Origin of the sequence: Chryseobacterium candidae (assembly GCF_004916905.1) — a bacterium.
Classification (GTDB): Bacteria; Bacteroidota; Bacteroidia; order Flavobacteriales; family Weeksellaceae; genus Chryseobacterium; species Chryseobacterium candidae.
On the sequence record NZ_SDLV01000011.1, the window covers coordinates 28,300 to 46,210 of the forward strand.

A 17,911-nucleotide genomic window follows, 5' to 3' on the forward strand; every position below is an offset into this window, starting at 1 on the left:
TATGGAATCCTTAGCGCATAAACATCAGCACTTTCTCAAAAAAACGAATAATCAGCTTTTTATTATCCTGCTGCTGATGGTAGCTTGTTTTTTTACCTGGAGTGAAAATGTTGCCATCACCCGGGGAATAAAAGTAGTGGGAAGAATGGGCGTAATGATCTCTTCTATTCTCATCTACCAGAAAATTATTAATTATGGAAGTGTCAATTCTTTAGCCTATAAAAATATCTTCTCTCCTATTCTATACATGGCCTATCTTACATTAGGCTTTATATCATTTTCATGGAGTACCAATCCGGGATTCAGTGCCCTGCAGTGGTTTATGACGTTTCAGAGTTTTGTCTTTGCCTACTTCTTTGTAAAAAGTTTAAAAATACTGGATGTGTATTTTGAAGGTCATAGTATTCGTCTTTATCATCTTTTAGGAAACACGGTTTTTGTGCTGCAGCTTGTCTTTGTTATCGGAATGTGGATTGCACCAGATGTTTTTTTCCGTCTCACCGACGGAGGTGAAGAAGCCAGACTTGGCGGTACATTAATGAACCCCAATGAACTAGGAATGCTCGCCGGTGTTGGCTGTGCATGTCTTATCTTTGACCTTTACCGCTTCAAAAATAAAGCCTGGACAATTATAAAAATACTGGTCATTATGTATGCCCTTTATATGACCGGCTCAAGATCTTCTCTGATCGGAATCCTACTCATTATCTTTTTTCATATTAATCAGACTAAAAAAAAGACATTAAAATTTGCTATCATTGGGGTGGTGGCTGCAATTACACCTTTTGCTGTTTACAGCATAATCTTAAAAGGCGGAGACCAATCTCGTCTGGAGGAAGTGATGAGCCTTACAGGGAGACTTCCTTTCTGGAAAGCTCTGATTAATGAAGGATTGCCAAGAGAACCCCTTTTAGGCTTTGGATTTATGAGAATAGACTATAAAGAGTTTTTTCAGAGTGCCCACACCTATCCGGGAAAAATGACCCATAACACATTTATGCAGGTTCTTATGAACCTTGGTTTTATCGGGCTCACCATTGTTCTTTTTCAGGTATTTTTTACCCTGAAATCAATACTGTCGCAACCAAAAGAAACGAAGCTTATGCTCATTGGAATTCTAATTCCCATCATAATCAACTCTTTTACTGAGTTTGGAATATTTGGAGAAAGCAACTACGGAATTTTATTTTACCAAATTATTATCTTTTCAGTGACCCTCAAAAACAGTAGCTATCTTACCCGGCTGCAAAAAATTGTTCTTAAGAGAAAAAGGCCGGATCTCATAGAAGAAAATTCCATTCTCTAGTTTTTTTTCCATTTTCTGGAAAGCCCAATTTATCTAAAACACCACAAACAACTCATTATCAATCATTTGTATAAATGGCAAGATGTTTATATCCTTTGTTAATATAAAATGGTACATCATGAGAAACTTATTTAAAAACACAGGATACAAGCTGTATTTAAAACAGCAGTCAGGAAGTAAAAGAATCTCGTTTTCTTATATTCCCAACCAGGATGGAAGTGTACGATGGTTTTGGAATTCCGGATCAAAAAAGCCTCTATTCCTAAAGTTTTATAATATAACAACAATTAAAGGAAAATTATTTGCTTTCGTTGTACGTATGATATTCTTTCTGCGTCTGCAGAGACTATTATTCAAAAAAGAGACTTTATATTATACTTCAGAAGAAAACCCTTTATTTGACATCATGAATGACTGGGCCATATTTACCGGAACTCAAGGGCCTAACAACAAAGCCGTTTTATTTGCAGACAATTGCTTCTTCAAAATTGCTTCAACAAAAAATGCAAAAAATCTCATCAACAAAGAATATAAAATCATTACCTACTCCGGAATCAACACATTTTATTCAGCACCTTCTGCATATTTAATTAATGATTGTGTACTAAAACTTTCTGATATTTCAAATAATGGAAAGAGGCAAAAAAAATTCAGTGAAGTTCATGCTAAAGCTCTTCATGGAATCAAAGAAAAACATCAGACTATGATTAAAATTTCCAATTGGAAGCATTTTGACACATTGATAGAAAACTTTAGCACCATTGATGATAACCGGATTCCTCCCAATCTGACACGAAAATTGAAAATAATTCTGGAAAATATTGATAAAGATGAAATGATACACTTATCCTTTTCTCATGGCGATTTTACTCCCTGGAACTGCTTTGTAAAAGACGATATACTTGGAATATATGATTGGGAACTAGCTTCATTTGAAAAGCCCAAAGGGTTTGATTTCTTTCACTTTATTATACAGAACGGTATACTGGTACAGCATATTCCCTGGAAAGAAATCTTGGTCCAGATCAGGAAACATAATAAAATTGCATTTAATTTTGATGACAATGATCTTAAAAAGTATCTTAAATTCTATCTGCTTACCAATGTACTTTATTACCTGAAACTGTATTCTGAACAAGAGCAATGGCATCTTCAGGTTCATTGGCTTTTAAAAGTATGGTCAGAAGCTTTGAATATGTATCTTACTGAAATCAAAACTAAAAGAGAGCTTCTTATTATGGATATTTTTGATTATCTGTATCATGAGAAATATGCAACTCTCAAATTTCATGATAAAGAACCTGAAAATCTCCCTCTGAACTCTGATATTGATATCGTTATCTCCTGCAATGATGCTTCAAAAATGGCTTTATTTCTAAAACAGAACAGCCTGGTCAACAGAATGAAAATAGTAAAAAAATCATTCATGTACAAAATAAGACTTATAACTCATGATCTTCAGATTCTTAATCTGGACCTTATTTACCAGCTAAAATGGAAAAGTCTTGAGTATATGGAAACAAATGGAATGATAAACCATGCAGAAATGAACAGGTATGGAGTTAAAATATCATCCCCCCAGGATACTGCAAAATACATCTATTATTTTTATACTCTTAATAATAGTGAAATTCCTGATGCATATAAAAATTTCGTATATGAGAATACCTCAGAAAAAATGAGAAAAAGTAAAACAGAATGTATTACAATGATGAAAAGGAAAAGATCTAACAGAGGATTTTTATTCCTTAAGAATCTCTGCTGCTACTTTAAAGATTTTTTTTCAGAAAAAGGATTCATTATTACTTTCAGCGGTGTAGATGGTGTTGGAAAATCAACAGTTATTTCTGAAGTTTCAGAGCTTATTGAAAAACGTTACCGAAGACCTGTAAAAGTTCTCAGACACAGACCTTCTCTCCTTCCGATATTGAGTGTATTTACGAAAGGAAAAGAAAAAGCGCATCAGGACATTGTAAATTCTCTGCCAAGACAGGGCAAAAATGATCATTTTTTCTCCTCATTGCTAAGATTTACATATTACTATACAGATTATATCATCGGGCAATTTATTATTTATCTGAAATATGTATTAAGAGGAAAAATTGTATTGTATGATAGATATTATTTTGATTTTATTGCAGATAGCAAAAGAAGCAATATCAAACTTCCGGAAGGTATCACAGAAAACGGATACCACCTGCTGTTAAAGCCCAAATTCAATTTTTTCCTTTATGCTGACCCGGAAAAAATTCTTGACAGAAAAAAAGAACTCTCCTATCACTCAATATGTGATCTGACGGCATCATATGGCAGATTATTTTCAAAACTGGAAAAAAAAGATCCTAAGATCAAATATCTTTCCATTGAAAATAATGATTTGGACACCACTTTAAGCACTATAATGAACACTATAACTGCTGCAAAATGAAAACAATTGTTGAAAAAATCATTAAACTCAGAAATCCGGATTTTACTTTAGATAAAGCATTAAACTCCGGAGCTGTATTCCAGCTGATTTGGGTTCAGTTCTGGAGCCTGTTCAGAGGACTAAAGATGATATTCTTTTTAAGAAATCCGAAAGGAATGCTTTTGGGAAAACGTGTAGGACTCTTCAATATTTCAAAAATACAATGGGGAAAATTTCTGAGGCTGGGAAATGATGTTTACATTTCTGCACTGGCCAAACAAGGAATAGAATTCGGAAATAATGTTTCTATAGGGGCTTTCAGCAGAATTATAGTTTCTACCTCATTGAATAATATCGGAGAAAAAATAAAGATAGGAAATAATGTGGGTATTGGAGAATTTGCTTATCTGGGCGGTTCCGGAGGTCTTGAAATTGGTGATGACTGTATTATAGGACAATACCTCAGCTGCCATCCGGAAAATCACAATTATCAAGATCCTGATATTTCCATACGCCATCAGGGAGTAAACCGAAAAGGCATTAAAATAGGCAAAAACTGTTGGATTGGAAGTAAAGTTACAATTTTGGACAGCGTAGAAATTGGCTCCGGCTGTATTTTAGCCGCAGGAAGTGTTATTACAAAATCATTTCCAGACAACAGTATTATAGGAGGTGTACCTGCAAAACTAATAAAAATGAGAACTTATGATGACTATCAATCAGACTATACTGGCGACCTGCTATGCCGTAAATCCATTTAAAGGTTCGGAAGATGCCATGGGCTGGAATTTTGTATATCAGATTGCCAGATTCCGAAAAGTGATCGCCATTACAAGGGAAAATAATAAAATCCATATTGAAAAATATATGGCAGAAAATCCTGATCCTGTATATATGAATATCCAATTCCTATATTTTGATCTTCCCTACTGGATGCGTTTCTGGAAAAAAGGAAACTTCGGAGCTATGCTTTATTATTATCTGTGGCAGAAGAACGTTGTTTCTTTCATCAAAAAACAAAAACTGGATTTTGATATTGCTCATAATGTCAATTTTCATAATGACTGGACTCCTAGCTTTTTATGGAAACTTCATAAACCTATGGTTTGGGGACCGGTAGGACATCATCCCCTGATTCCAAAACAATATCTCAAAGACTATTCAATAAAATACTTTAGTAAAGACCGTCTTATCTGGCTGATTAAAAATTGTTTCTGGAAGTTTTCAGTATCGTTGAAAAATACAGTTGAGCATTCAGATCATATATGGTGTATGAATAGTAAAGTTCCCGAAAAACTAAAGATTAATAAAAAGAAATATTCAATCTATCCTTCAGTTGCATCAGAAGACTTTTTCCCAAAAAAAGAACTACTTCCAAAATCAGAATTTAAGGTGATCAGTGCAGGAAGGTTTGTTCCGTTAAAAGGATTTGACTTAACAATAAGATCTTTTGCCCAATTCATTGATCAGATTTCCGAAAAGGATAAAGCATTATGCAAGCTTACTCTTATTGGAACAGGTGAACAGAAAAAATTTTACCAGACCCTTATCAGCAGTCTTGAAATGAATAAATTCATTGAAATCAGGGAATGGATTGACAGAAAAGAACTTATGAAAATCTATGAACAGTCATCCGTATTTTTATTTCCATCACATGAAGGAGCAGGGATGGTAGTTCCGGAAGCACTTTCTTTCGGGTTACCTGTGATATGCCTCGAAAATGAAGGTCCGGGAGAGTTTATTCATCATACCTGTGGTTTTACCATTCCCCAGCAGGAATATAACCAAACTATAGACGGATTAAGTAACGCATTACTCAGATTGTTTCTGGACGAAAAGCTGCAGAAAGAAATGAGTATTGGAGCCAGAAATCATTATCTGGAAAAATTTTCCTGGGAAAAAAGAGGTGAACATCTTAATACAATTTATAATCAGATCTGAAATGAAGAGAATTGTTGCCATCCATTTATTAAATGACTACAGCGGAAGTCCAAAGGTATTGATGCAGTTATTAAAAACCTGGACCCAACACGGTATTGAAACCCACCTGTTTACTTCAGGCGGAAGAAAAGGCTTTCTTTCTGATATTTCTCAAGTGAAAAATCATTCTTTTTGGTATCGTTTTTCGTCCAATCCTATCATAAGAATATATAATTTCTTTGTCTGTCAGTTCCTATTAATGATAAAGCTATTGTTTTTTCTGAATAGAAAGGATATTCTCTATATCAATACTGTTCTGCCTTTTGGAGCGGCTGTTGCCGGAAAAATAAAAGGCTGCAAAGTAATCTATCATATCCACGAAACTTCAATCAAGCCTGCTATCTTTAAGAATTTACTTTTTGGAATAGCAAAATTTACCGCTCATAAAGTTGTTTATGTTTCAGAATTTCTTATGAAACAGGAATCCCTTATCAAAAATCAGGTTCTTCTTTACAATGTATTGGAAAAAGATTTTGTTGAAAAAGCAAATCAATTTCAAAACCAGGAGAAGACAGTTCCTATAGTTTTAATGATATGTTCTTTGAAAATTTATAAAGGAGTAAATGAATTTTTGCAGCTGGCTCAGAAAAATGCCCATTATATTTTCAAACTGGTTGTCAATGCTTCTGACAAGGAAATTAAGGATTATTTCGGAATGAGAAAAATACCGGAAAATTTAAAAATCTACTCTACCCAAACCAATACACACCCTTTTTACCGTGAAGCCAGTCTCATTGTTAATCTGTCTCATACTGATCTGTGGGTTGAAACTTTTGGGCTGACTATTCTGGAAGGAATGCGATATAGACTTCCTGCTATTGTTCCGCCCATTGGGGGAGTTACAGAGCTTGTGACCAATGGTGAAAATGGTTTTTGGATTAATTCTAAAAATATAGATGAACTATCTGAAAAAATAAACTATATATTGGAAAATAAAATGGTCTATCAATCTTTCAGTAATGCATCTTATGCTAAAAGTCTAATGTTCTCAGAGGAATATTTTGAGAAAGAGTCAATCAATATTATTTCCAGTTTATAATAAATTTTCCATTTTCTGGAATTACGCATAACCTATTTAAAATTATAAAAATTTAATTATCAGACAATTAAATACCGATTTACTTTTGGAACATGAATAGTTATACTATTTTTAAATATAAATAATTATGAAAACAAAAGTAGCAATAATCGGAACTGTGGGTTTACCCGCAAAGTATGGAGGCTTTGAAACTTTGGCGGCTCATCTTGTTGAAGAACTTTCGAATACGTATGATTTTACAGTATACTGTTCGTCAAAAAAATATTCTGGAAAAGAAAGGTATAAAAGCTGGAAAGGAGCACATCTGAAATATATCCCTTTAGATGCCAATGGAATTCAAAGTATTCTTTATGATACATGGTCTATTATTCATTCTTTATTTTTTAGTGATGTTTTATTGATTTTGGGAGTAGCAGGAGCATGGCTGCTGCCCTTTGTAAAGCTGTTTACCAATAAAAAAGTCATTATTTCTATAGATGGAATTGAATGGAAAAGAGATAAGTGGTCCTTACCTGCAAAATTATATTTATGGTGGGCAGAAAAACTTGCTGTAAAATTTTCTGATATTGATATTTCTGATAACGAGTCTATTCAGGATTACACTTCTTTAAGATACAATACCATAAGCCGGGTCATAGAATACGGTGCAGACCACACAAAAATAAACCTGATGCCTACCCCCGAAAATATTGAAGAATATCCCTTTTTACAGGATGAATATGCCGTAAAAGTATGCAGGATAGAGCCTGAGAATCACGTTCATACTATTCTAGAGGTGTTCAGCGAATTTCCTGAACGTAAACTGGTAATGGTGGGTAACTGGAACAACAGTCAGTATGGGATAGAATTGAAACGGCAATATTCAGATTTTGAGAATATTTATCTCTTAGACCCAATTTATGAACAGGAAATCATAGATCTTATTCGAGGAAATGCTTCCCTTTATGTTCACGGCCATTCTGCTGGTGGTACCAATCCTTCTTTAGTAGAAGCCATGTTTTTAGGACTGCCTATTATCAGCAACGGTGTTTCCTATAACAGAACCACTACAGAAAATCAGGCTTACTATTTTTCAAATGCAGAAGAGCTGAAAAAAATTGTAGCACAACTGAAGAAAGAAGACCTTCAAAACTGTGCCATCAGTATGAAAAGAATAGCAGAACGGAGATATACCTGGAAAAAGATCGCAAGGAAATACCACAATCTTATTGAAGAAGCATTTGCTGCAAAAAACAAGACAAAAGTATATCCCGCAATTGGTAACCTGGAGAAAAAAATCCTTGAGAAGTACAACTTAGAACATCTGAAAAACATCCAGTTATTCAATAATTCCAGTGAAACAGCTTAAAACAAAATACTATGAAAAATTTTATTGAATTATTAATATCGGGAGTTCTTGCATTCGTTTTATCAATTTGTATAATTCCCATAATGAGAATCATGGCGCAAAAATTCAGATTGGTAGATGTTCCCAATACAAGAAAAGTACATTATACTCCTATTCCATTAATTGGAGGTTTGGCTATTGGAATGATTATTTTACCATTAATTGAAATTTCCGGAGACAATGGATGGAAAACAATACTTCCCATTATTGTAACATCTTATATATTACTTATTGTAGGAGTCTTAGATGACAAAACTGATATTAAAGCAGTTCACAAACTAATCATTCAAATTTGTGTAAGCATTATTATAGCAATTTCCGGAATAAGAATTTCATCTTTGTACGGACTCTTTGGGATCTACGAAATCAGCACATACTTCCAATATCTGCTTACCATTCTGGTTATTGTAACAGCAGTTAATGCTTTTAATCTTATAGACGGTGTGGATGGACTGGCAGGCAGTGTAGCAGGAGTAGGATTCTTTCTGTTTTTTATTATCATGTTAATAGAAGGCAACTTAGGACTGGCAAGAATAGCCATACTTTTTGTCGGAAGTATTATAGCTTTCCTGAAATATAATCTTTCTCAGAAAAATAAAATTTTCTTAGGGAATTCAGGTTCTTTATTTTTAGGATATCTGCTGATATGTCTGGGAATTTATATCACAAAGTTTGATAACAATACAACAACATTTCCTTATGGTGTATTTTTTATACTTTTTGTATTTGCTATTCCTGTAATTGATTCTATACGAGTATACATTGATAGAGTATCAAGAGGGAAATCACCATTTAAAGCGGATAAGACACATATTCATCACCATCTGCTTTTATTGGGCTTTTCCCATAAAAAAATAAGTGTCACTTTTATTTTAATTAATATTCTAACATTTGTTATTCAATATATTTTTTTTAAAAGTTATCCTATTTATTCTTCACTTATTTCATTTTGTACATTTATATTAGCTTTCAAAATTATCAAGAGCATGAATCTTTTTACTATATGGAAAAAGAAGATAAAAGATTTGGAATACAGCTAAGGTTGTTTTCGTTATTTATATTTTCATAAGGTATCCATCATAAAGATATTTACTATCATTTTTTAGAACCTCTTGTATAAATTTTCAGGAGCTGTGGAATTTATGGTAATGTTAAAGTTTGTATTATTTTAATCCCACCTATTACTGAAGGAAGATTAAAAACACCATCCGAACTTCCAGTGCAAGAGATATGGAAATATGATGTGGCTAAATTGTATGAATTTGTACAGACAGCATTATAATTTGCTACTAGTGACCCGGCTGGGATTCGAACCCAGGACCCATACATTAAAAGTGTATTGCTCTACCAGCTGAGCTACCGAGTCGGCCACTTACTTTTTTAAGTAAATCCCTTTGTTTAAGGGACTGCAAAGATAGAAACTTTTTCTTTATTTACAATACTTCCGCAACATTTTACGTACTGAATTCTGCTAACATTTACAAAATCAGAGACAAAAATTTCGTGCTCCGGAGCAGGTCTGTTAATTAAACTTCAACAATGAACAAAAAAGCTTCCAATGAAAAAATGAGCAGTTCACGAATCTCTTGTTTCTCCTGCTCTATTACTACAACAATCTTATTTTCTTAAATTTAAAACAATCTTAAAATCAATAATTTGTTTTTTTCAAATAAATTTACTATATTAACATATGAAAAAAAATGAGCGTCAGGATAATATAACACATGCTGGCAAAATTAACGAGCGAACAAAAGCATTGGAGGTCCTTGAAAAAGCGAAAAAAGTACAGGGAAAAATTACATTTCTCCGTCAGGGAGTCGGAAGAAACTTTAAACCGAAAAATGAAGAGTAAAGATATTGCTAAATTTCAACTGCAATAGAACAAGTACAATTAAACTGGTCTGTAATGAAAATTTGTAATTATCAGCCATTTTGAAACATTATAGTTATCCTATAAATAAAAAACCTGCAAAAATAATTTGCAGGTTTTTTATTCTTTTCTGATGTTTTTGAAAATTTTCATTTTCACATCTTTTGAATTGTGACCCGGCTGGGATTCGAACCCAGGACCCATACATTAAAAGTGTATTGCTCTACCAGCTGAGCTACCGAGTCGGCCACTTACTTTTTTAAGTAAATCCCTTTGTTTAAGGGACTGCAAAGATAGGAAAACACTTCTTAAATCCAAATTTTTCTAAGCTTTTTTACAATAAAATTCACATCAAAAAAGTCAAACACCTGTTTATAAATTAATTACGTTTATTATTTTTTTAATGACAATTTCAGAATCTGCAGTTCTTTAATTAAAAATAAAATTTTAACCGATTTTTACAATTCACGAAAATTTTAAAATCTCTCTATTTTTCTTTTAAACTTAACTTTCAGATTTCTTATTCTGATATTCAAAAATATGAATAACCTTATCCATTATTTCCTGACCATGATGTTTTCCAACCATGTAAAGAGCAGCGTCAATTCCAGCGGTAATTCCAGCAGTAGTTATCAACTGTTCCTGATCCACATAACGAACATTTCTGATCACATTTGCTTCCGGATTATACTGTTCTAAAGTATCTAAAAGCATTCTATGGGTTGTAACATCGTGGTTTTCAAGGATTCCTGTCCCGGAAAGCAGCATACTTCCTGTACATATTGTGAACACAACAGTTCCGCTATCATAATGCGTTTTAATCCATTGTAAAACGGTTTCCTGAAAATCCTTATCCTCAAGATACTTCGTAATGTGTTCAGGATTTGCTCCGGGAACCACAATCATATCCGGCTTAGGACATGTATGGATATCGTAGGTAGGAATAACAGCCATCGTATTGGCTTCCATATATATCGGTTCTTTTATTTTTCCAACTGTAAAGCAATGATAAGAGTTGGGATGTATAGCATCCGCCTTAACGAAAACATCCAAAGGAGCATTTAAGTCAAGAGCTTCTACCTGATCATAAATTAAAAATGCTACATTCATTGTTTTAGTGTCTTGTTTCATAATTCTTATATTTTTAAGATGATTATTTTTTGGATAAAGGCATTGTCCTTCCCTACCGACCTTTGAAGATGATTGGTTTCATTTTAAATCCTTAAGAGAAAAATATTATTCTGTAGTTTTAAATCCTTTCCGGTATTGCGCCGGAGAAAGGGAAATATTTTTAAGGAATACCCGGCGAAGCGAAACGGCATTGCTAAATCCACATTTAACGGCAATCATATCAACACTCATGTCAGTATATTCCAGCATATTTTTAGCCTGATCCAGCCTCATTTTTTCCAGAAACCGGCCGGGAGTCATTCCTGATTCTTTTCGAAATACTCTGGAAAAATTACGGGGGCTCATGTTCAGTGACTCAGCAATATATTCTACTGTTACAGCTTCATTCAGCTTATCTTTCAAAAAGTCACGCACTTCTTTTGTAAAAGGAGACATTATTTCATATTCCGGCAGCGCACCTCCAAACTGCGACTGCATTCCGGCTCTTTTTAAAGGCAGAACAAGATGACGGGCAACTTCTATGGCCAATGGCTTTCCAAAATCCCCTTCCAAAAGAGCCAACGCAAGATCCATCCCGGAAGAAACACCTCCCGAAGTATAGATAGGCTTATCCCGAATAAAAAAAGGATTGACATTCACTTCCAGCCTGGGATAAAATTTCTGCAGTGTATCTGCAAATTTCCAGTGGGTAGTCACCTGCTTACCATCCAACAGCCCTGCTTTGGCCAGAACAAATGCGCCTACGCAAAAAGATCCCAGCCGTCTTACGTCTGATTTTATGTTCTGAAGATAATAATAGAGATCGTGGCTGATTTCCTCCAGTACACTCAACGTTGTCCCTGCTACAAGTAAAGTGTCTACAGGGAAATCGACATCATAAATAGTATGGCTGCATGATAATGGCATTCCTGAACCGGAATAGATAACCTTCTCTGAAGTTCCGGAAACGAGATACACATGATAGCCTATATCTTTTTGATCAATATTCAGAAAACGGTTGGCTGCTGTAAAAACGTCCCATGGCCCGGCGATATCAAGCAGCTGTACCTGTGGCAAGGCCAGAAGTACTATATTTTTCATTCCTGTGTGTTGTCCTTCTTTCTTCATATCTCGTTCTGTATGAGTACAAATGTAGAGAGAAAGTATCTTGTCTGCAATGACAAAAAACATACAATTCCGGCCAGAAGTGCACATCCATTTTCGAACAAAATAAAAGAGACTGCCCTATCAGACAGTCTCAGCACTCTACTATAAAATTAGCTGACAAGCTATACTTTTAAACTATGATTGTCTCACTTATGCAGGTGACAGTCTGCGGGATTTCAGATAAAGAGCGGTACGGTTGAGATAGGGAAAAAGAAAAATCAATAACAGTGAAGCAGCAAGAAGCCACACCATCATTTCATAATAATCCATCGCAAAACGCACATGATCCTGAACATTCATTCTTGTTACCAATAACTTATTGGCAGCTTTTACAGCCTTTTCTTCAGGCATTCCTCCTGCAATAAGCTTAGCCGTCTGCAGACGGAGAAAACTTTTAACTTCCGGATCTGCAGCACTTAAATGATCCTGAAAAGCATTGTAATGACGGCTTTTTTCAAAGAGTTCAAAAAAATTGATCAGGGCAATGCTGATACAAAACCCGAGATATCGTATTGCTAATGCTGTTGCAGCAGCGGAAGGCCCAATAACAGCAGGAACGGAAGAAATAATATAAATAATCGTCGGAACCATAATCAACCCCACACCCAATCCCTGAATAAATAACGGAATGTAGTAATTAAACTCATCAGCCTGAACATCAAAAGAATAGTACATTAAGCCATGAAAGATCAACAGCATTAAAAATCCAGGTCCCCAGATATACCGAATATTTTTCTTTTGTAAAACCATACAGCAGGCGATAATGACCCCAACCACCAATCCTGCAAGGTTAAAAATATTAATATAAGAAATATGAAACGGATCCAGATGCAGTTCTGATGCAAAATAAGTGTTGACAATTCCTGAAGCAAACCGGCAGATATACATCACAAAAAGGATAAGCAGACCTACTTTGAAGTTCCTGTATCTGAAAACCTGCAGATCAATATAAGGCCTTTTAATCGCCTGCTGGCGAACTATTGATATCGCCGCCAAAACCATAATTCCGACCACACTTCCCAGAATCCGGTTATCTTCCAGCCAATAATATTCCTGTCCAAAAATAGTTATATACCCGATTAATACCAATAAAGCACTGAATAGCCCAAAACTCTGCCAGTCCAGTTTATACAGATGAAATCTTGCATGGGTTCTGTAATGGCTCATGGCTAAAGTCAGAAAAATAAGTCCCGGAAGATAGGAGAAGATGGCTGTTTTATAAACGATATTAAAATTATAGGAATCAATGAGATCTGCGGTTATAAGATTATTAAACGGCAAAGCACAAATTAAGATTCCAAAAAATACTGAAAAACTGATTTCCCGGCCTCTTTCGCTGCTCAGTCGTGTAAAAATAAGGGTTAGTGAAAGGTTTACATTTCCTGCGAATAACATTCCCTGTATGAAACGAACCGGAAATAAAATATAGACCTCCCGCGTGAAATAACAAATGAGACAGGCCAGAATCTGCAGGGTAGTAAAAAGAAGAAAATATTCTTTTGCGGCGAGAAAACTGAAAAATCTTCTTTCCAGGCTGTAAAACCCTACATAACCAGCATAAAACAACGCTACTGAAAACTGGATATCTGCCGGTTCACATCCATAATATCCGGCGGCGGCATTTACATTAGACAATGGCAGAAAAAAGATAATGATTCCCGGAAGCGTCATTGAAAAAAGAATAATCTTCACCAGCCATTCCGGAGCCCATTTTTTGAAATAGGGCATTTTTCTTTTAACCATTGGAATGCTTTTTATTGGCGTATACATTCACATTCATTCCCACTTTCAGAACATCAATCTGACTTCTTTGCCCATCCACTCTGATTCTTACAGGAATACGCTGTACAATTTTTACGTAATTTCCAGTGGAGTTATCCGGTGGAAGCAATGAAAAACTTGAACCTGTTGCCGGGGAAAGCGAGATGATTGTTCCTTTAAATTCCCTGTCAGGATAAGAATCCGCAACAATTTTCACATGATCTCCGATATGCATATCCCTGATCTGCGTTTCTTTATAATTAGCTACTACCCATTTATCAGTTTCATTATTGACTATAAATGCCAGTGTCTCTCCGGCATCAATCATCTGCCCAACTTCTACAGTTCTTCTTCCCATTCTTCCGTCATAAGACGCGGTGACAGCTGTATAACTTACATCCAGCTTGTGACGGTCCAGCAACGCTTCCAGTCTTGCAATTTCTGCTAAAACAACTGTTTTTTCTGCCCGTATATCATTAATCTTAGATATTGAAGCCGCGTAATTATCCTGTGAAGATTTATAATCGCTTTCATTGACATCCAGTGTTGCTTTCACATCTTCAAGCCGCTGTTTCGTGGCAGATTCTTCATCATACAGCTTTTTATACCGTTTATAATCAAGCTGTTGTTTCCACACCTTTGCTTTATTGGCATCTACCTGAGCCATTGCTGCTGCTGCTTCCTTTTCTGTAGTGCCAGTAGTACTTTCCAATACTCTCAGTTGAGCACGGGCTTTCTGAATGGCTGCCTGAGTCTGTTTTTCCTGAAGTACATATTCACGGTTATCAATGATTAAAAGAGTATCTCCTTTTTTAACTTCCTGATTCTCCTCAAACTTTACAGCAACAATAAATCCTCCGGCTCTTGAAATAACGGGGTTAACATATTCCTGAACCTGTGCATCATTGGTTTGCTCATACGCATAATAATTTTTTAAGGTAAAACCGCCCCAGACAGCAAGTGCAGCAACAATTACAACTGAAATCCATCCTGTGATCTTCGTGATCATTCTATCGGTGGGAGTATATTTTTTTTTCATGATATTATAAAACGCCTGTAATGTTTTGTAGTAAATAATAATTGTTTTGTGCCATAATTTTGGCGGCTTCCAGTTCAAATTTTGTCTGAAGCAACTGTATATCTGCATCCAGCAGTTCTGTAATAAGAGAAGTCTGACTGAAGTATGTATTTTTGATAATACGTGCATTTTCCTTTGCCTGAGCGACATTGGCTTCTGCAACTTTTATCTGTTCTAAAGCTTCCTGGTAACGCAGATAAGCTTCTTTCACCTGTTGTCTTACCTTATCTTCCGTATCCTTGTGTACTTCCTCTTCCTTTTCAAACTCCAGCTGAGCAGCTTTTACTTTATGAGTATTATGGTAAAGAGAAGAGATCGAAAATGAAGCTTTAATTCCAACGATTCCCAATGAATACCAATAAGGATTATAGGGATACAGAAAAATCTGTGGATTGGCGTAATAAAATTCACCATACATCCCGATTTTAGGTCTTATATTCGCTTTTACCTGTTTCAGTCTGATCATACTCAGCGCTGTCTGCTGTTCAGAAACATGATAATCAAAAGAATGATCCAATGCCAGTTTCAGAAACTCATTATAAGTTGTACTCTCATTCCACTGATTAAACGGGGTTTCAGGAATAACAATCTGCTCATCGGGAATACCCAAAATAATATTCAGTTTCTGCATCGCGATAAGAATATCATTTTCTATGGTCACCAGCGCCATTTTTCTTTTGGAAAGTTCCAGTTCAATCCTTAAAACATCACTTTTTAATACCACTCCGTTTTTATAAAGAGCCTGTATCTCTTTAAGCTGTGTCTTCTGATCAGTGATATCCTGTTTGATAAGATCTCTGAAAATCAAAGTTTTCTGGAGTTCAAGATAAAGCGCTGCAGTTTTGTAATGAATATCAGAAACTGATTTTTCTTTCTGAATATCCTTAATTTTCTGAAGCGTCTGATTTTCCTTAATCTTAAGATTCAGCTTATTTCCGTTATAAATGTTCAGGTAAAAATCTGCTCCGGCTCTGTAAAGCGTATGAATTACTTCATGCTGTGTTGGCTTGGAAAAAATTCCGTTCTCATAGATGGGAATGTTGGAAGCCTTTTCTGCAGAGCCTTTAACTTCTATTTCCGGAAGGCGCTCTCTTTTGGCATCTTTTACTTCGGCTTCGGCAATGTCTGCGTTGATGGTATTGATTCTGATATGACGGCTGTTTTCTTCCGCTCTCTGCCATGCATCTTTTAAGGAGATTCGTATGGTGTCCTTTGCTGGACTGCCGGTCTGAGCTGATATAGTGGAGGAAATCCCCAACATCAGCAATCCGGCGACATAAATTTTCATTTGAATTTTTGAATTATTGCATTGCAAATTTATTGGCAATCCGGAAATTTTATTTATCTAAAATAGTCAACTTTTACATGATTCCGGCCAAATGATTATATTTGTATATTCTTTGGGATTTTAAACTTTTTTATGGGATTAATCGCTGCACTTCCGGACATTGATAAAGACGATAAAAGTGTATTTGTCATGCATGAAAAATCAGAAAAACTGATTCCTTTTCACAAACATACCAAAGGACAGCTGAGTTACGTAGAAGGAGGTATCGCCTATATTACAATTGATAACAGAACCTATGTAGTGCCTGCAAGACATTTCTTCTGGATTCCGCAGGGTATGGAACATATTTTAGAGATCGGACATACAGCAACGGTTCTGCGTTCTCTTTATTTCTATGCTCATGATGATGTCTCAGATCCTTTCTACAGCAGACTGGGGATTTATCCGGCATCAGAACTTCTGATCCAGATGATCAAATATTCTGAAATCTGGGATGAAAAACACGTAACAGTAAAAGATGAAAACTTCGAATTTTTAGTGGCTCTAAAAAAAATCCTTCCTAAAACCCATCAACAGCCCTTGCCTATTATTCTTCCTGCCACCCACAACAAACAGATGATGAAAATTGTATCTTATCTGGAACGGAATATCGGGGAAAAACTGACACTGTCCAATGTCAGCAGCAGATTTGGTTTGAGTGAACGTTCCCTGTCACGCCTTTTCAAGGCGGATATGGATATTTCATTCCTCCAGTATTTAAAAACATTAAGAATCATCAAAGCCATTGAACTGCTTTTAAATACAGACAAACCCATCAATGAAATTGCCGATGATGTGGGCTACAGCTCTATCAGCGCCTTCAGCGATACCTTTCATGAATTTACCCAGTCGAGACCTTCAGATCTTAGAAAGAGTAATAAAGCGACCCAAAATATGATGGGATAATTGGCTTACAGATGATCTTCATCAGATTTAGGAAAAAAATAAAAGACTATTTTATCTTTTATTAAAAATATCTTTCTATATTTGTCCCATAAAACTCAGTAAAATGTTTTCAAAAACGTGCGAATATGCTTTAAGAGCCTTAATCTATATAGCCCAGCAGTCTAAAAATGACAGCAGAGTTGGTATTAAGGACATTTCAAAAAGTATCCATTCGCCGGAGCATTTTATTGCTAAAATTTTGCAGGATCTGAGCAGAAAAGGATTTGTACAATCTGCCAAAGGTCCGAACGGAGGTTTCTATATGGATCATAAAAACCTGAACACTTCCATTGCTGATATTGTCAGAGAAATTGATGGAGATAAGCTTTTTACGGGTTGCGGACTTGGACTTGATCAGTGTTCAGAAACGCATCCGTGCCCGCTTCATGATCAGTTCAAAAGTATCCGACAGGATCTTCGAATCATGCTTGAAACCTCAAAAATTCAGATGTTTGTCGATAATCTGGACTTACAGCTTACTCATTTGAAGACTTAAAAAAATTTAAACAAATAAAAGATAAAAAGATCTTTTAA

15 protein-coding genes and 2 tRNA genes are annotated in these 17,911 nt (G+C 35.3%); 10 read left to right on the forward strand and 7 right to left on the reverse strand.

Features of this window, described 5'->3' with window-relative positions; all coding sequences use genetic code 11:
* The first annotated feature begins 1 nt into the window (after position 1).
* The 7 genes from EK417_RS06245 (at position 2) to EK417_RS06275 (ending at position 9,159) form a co-directional block, all read left to right on the forward strand.
* Positions 2-1,306 carry an O-antigen ligase family protein gene (locus tag EK417_RS06245; protein WP_136521641.1) on the forward strand — a complete coding sequence of 435 codons (1,305 nt, stop codon included), beginning with the start codon at positions 2-4 and terminating at the stop codon, positions 1,304-1,306.
* Positions 1,307-1,424: 118 nt separating this feature from the next.
* The gene (locus EK417_RS06250; protein ID WP_136521642.1) at positions 1,425-3,734 is read left to right on the forward strand and encodes a hypothetical protein; all 2,310 of its coding nucleotides are present in this window, start codon (positions 1,425-1,427) and stop codon (positions 3,732-3,734) included.
* Positions 3,731-4,474 (forward strand): acyltransferase, encoded by a 744-nt coding sequence (locus EK417_RS06255; RefSeq protein WP_110368206.1) that lies wholly within the window; start codon positions 3,731-3,733, stop codon positions 4,472-4,474. The genes EK417_RS06250 and EK417_RS06255 overlap by 4 nt, the downstream gene beginning before the upstream one ends.
* Positions 4,419-5,654: a glycosyltransferase family 4 protein gene (locus tag EK417_RS06260; RefSeq protein WP_110368207.1), complete on the forward strand. Its 1,236-nt coding sequence runs from the start codon at positions 4,419-4,421 to the stop codon at positions 5,652-5,654. Before EK417_RS06255 ends, EK417_RS06260 begins: the two co-directional genes overlap by 56 nt.
* A 1-nt stretch (position 5,655) precedes the next feature.
* Positions 5,656-6,732, forward strand: coding sequence for a glycosyltransferase family 4 protein (locus EK417_RS06265; RefSeq protein WP_110368208.1), 1,077 nt, complete (start codon positions 5,656-5,658; stop codon positions 6,730-6,732).
* Positions 6,733-6,859: 127 nt separating this feature from the next.
* Positions 6,860-8,080: a DUF1972 domain-containing protein gene (locus EK417_RS06270; RefSeq protein WP_228457895.1), complete on the forward strand. Its 1,221-nt coding sequence runs from the start codon at positions 6,860-6,862 to the stop codon at positions 8,078-8,080.
* Positions 8,081-8,091: 11 nt separating this feature from the next.
* Positions 8,092-9,159, forward strand: coding sequence for a glycosyltransferase family 4 protein (locus EK417_RS06275; protein ID WP_110368210.1), 1,068 nt, complete (start codon positions 8,092-8,094; stop codon positions 9,157-9,159).
* A gap of 253 nt (positions 9,160-9,412) precedes the next feature.
* On the opposite strand, the gene EK417_RS06280 is transcribed toward EK417_RS06275, so the two are convergent.
* Positions 9,413-9,485, reverse strand: a tRNA-Lys gene (locus tag EK417_RS06280).
* Between the two features lie 324 nt (positions 9,486-9,809).
* Here EK417_RS06280 and EK417_RS20995 point away from each other — a divergent pair.
* The gene (locus tag EK417_RS20995) at positions 9,810-9,971 is read left to right on the forward strand and encodes a hypothetical protein (RefSeq protein WP_156106559.1); all 162 of its coding nucleotides are present in this window, start codon (positions 9,810-9,812) and stop codon (positions 9,969-9,971) included.
* A 190-nt stretch (positions 9,972-10,161) separates the two neighbouring features.
* On the opposite strand, the gene EK417_RS06285 is transcribed toward EK417_RS20995, so the two are convergent.
* The 6 genes from EK417_RS06285 to EK417_RS06310 all read right to left on the reverse strand — a co-directional run bounded on the left by EK417_RS06285 (position 10,162) and on the right by EK417_RS06310 (position 16,393).
* Positions 10,162-10,234: transfer RNA gene (locus EK417_RS06285), tRNA-Lys, on the reverse strand.
* Between the two features lie 259 nt (positions 10,235-10,493).
* Positions 10,494-11,120 carry a DJ-1/PfpI family protein gene (locus tag EK417_RS06290; RefSeq protein ID WP_136521644.1) on the reverse strand — a complete coding sequence of 209 codons (627 nt, stop codon included), beginning with the start codon at positions 11,118-11,120 and terminating at the stop codon, positions 10,494-10,496.
* Between the two features lie 105 nt (positions 11,121-11,225).
* The gene (locus EK417_RS06295) at positions 11,226-12,227 is read right to left on the reverse strand and encodes a GlxA family transcriptional regulator (protein WP_168801939.1); all 1,002 of its coding nucleotides are present in this window, start codon (positions 12,225-12,227) and stop codon (positions 11,226-11,228) included.
* A gap of 189 nt (positions 12,228-12,416) precedes the next feature.
* Positions 12,417-14,009, reverse strand: coding sequence for an MFS transporter (locus EK417_RS06300; protein WP_076594534.1), 1,593 nt, complete (start codon positions 14,007-14,009; stop codon positions 12,417-12,419).
* Positions 14,002-15,066, reverse strand: coding sequence for an HlyD family secretion protein (locus EK417_RS06305; protein WP_136521646.1), 1,065 nt, complete (start codon positions 15,064-15,066; stop codon positions 14,002-14,004). Before EK417_RS06305 ends, EK417_RS06300 begins: the two co-directional genes overlap by 8 nt.
* Positions 15,067-15,070: 4 nt before the next feature.
* Positions 15,071-16,393, reverse strand: a complete 1,323-nt coding sequence (locus tag EK417_RS06310; protein ID WP_136521647.1) for a TolC family protein — start codon at positions 16,391-16,393, stop codon at positions 15,071-15,073.
* A gap of 132 nt (positions 16,394-16,525) precedes the next feature.
* Here EK417_RS06310 and EK417_RS06315 point away from each other — a divergent pair, with 132 nt between their 5' ends.
* Positions 16,526-17,338 (forward strand): AraC family transcriptional regulator, encoded by an 813-nt coding sequence (locus EK417_RS06315; protein ID WP_136521648.1) that lies wholly within the window; start codon positions 16,526-16,528, stop codon positions 17,336-17,338.
* A 103-nt stretch (positions 17,339-17,441) separates the two neighbouring features.
* A complete protein-coding gene (locus EK417_RS06320; RefSeq protein ID WP_136521649.1) occupies positions 17,442-17,873 on the forward strand; it encodes an RrF2 family transcriptional regulator in 432 nt (143 codons plus the stop codon).
* Positions 17,874-17,911: the final 38 nt, after the last annotated feature.

What these genes read in the sequence shown, in the direction of transcription:
- EK417_RS06245 (WP_136521641.1), top strand. Translation starts at nt 2, where the DNA reads ATGGAATCCTTAGCGCATAAACATCAGCACTTTCTCAAAAAAACGAAT.
- EK417_RS06250 (WP_136521642.1), top strand. Translation starts at nt 1,425, where the DNA reads ATGAGAAACTTATTTAAAAACACAGGATACAAGCTGTATTTAAAACAG.
- EK417_RS06255 (WP_110368206.1), top strand. Translation starts at nt 3,731, where the DNA reads ATGAAAACAATTGTTGAAAAAATCATTAAACTCAGAAATCCGGATTTT.
- EK417_RS06260 (WP_110368207.1), top strand. Translation starts at nt 4,419, where the DNA reads ATGATGACTATCAATCAGACTATACTGGCGACCTGCTATGCCGTAAAT.
- EK417_RS06265 (WP_110368208.1), top strand. Translation starts at nt 5,656, where the DNA reads ATGAAGAGAATTGTTGCCATCCATTTATTAAATGACTACAGCGGAAGT.
- EK417_RS06270 (WP_228457895.1), top strand. Translation starts at nt 6,860, where the DNA reads ATGAAAACAAAAGTAGCAATAATCGGAACTGTGGGTTTACCCGCAAAG.
- EK417_RS06275 (WP_110368210.1), top strand. Translation starts at nt 8,092, where the DNA reads ATGAAAAATTTTATTGAATTATTAATATCGGGAGTTCTTGCATTCGTT.
- EK417_RS20995 (WP_156106559.1), top strand. Translation starts at nt 9,810, where the DNA reads ATGAAAAAAAATGAGCGTCAGGATAATATAACACATGCTGGCAAAATT.
- EK417_RS06290 (WP_136521644.1), bottom strand. Translation starts at nt 11,120, where the DNA reads ATGAAACAAGACACTAAAACAATGAATGTAGCATTTTTAATTTATGAT.
- EK417_RS06295 (WP_168801939.1), bottom strand. Translation starts at nt 12,227, where the DNA reads ATGAAGAAAGAAGGACAACACACAGGAATGAAAAATATAGTACTTCTG.
- EK417_RS06300 (WP_076594534.1), bottom strand. Translation starts at nt 14,009, where the DNA reads ATGGTTAAAAGAAAAATGCCCTATTTCAAAAAATGGGCTCCGGAATGG.
- EK417_RS06305 (WP_136521646.1), bottom strand. Translation starts at nt 15,066, where the DNA reads ATGAAAAAAAAATATACTCCCACCGATAGAATGATCACGAAGATCACA.
- EK417_RS06310 (WP_136521647.1), bottom strand. Translation starts at nt 16,393, where the DNA reads ATGAAAATTTATGTCGCCGGATTGCTGATGTTGGGGATTTCCTCCACT.
- EK417_RS06315 (WP_136521648.1), top strand. Translation starts at nt 16,526, where the DNA reads ATGGGATTAATCGCTGCACTTCCGGACATTGATAAAGACGATAAAAGT.
- EK417_RS06320 (WP_136521649.1), top strand. Translation starts at nt 17,442, where the DNA reads ATGTTTTCAAAAACGTGCGAATATGCTTTAAGAGCCTTAATCTATATA.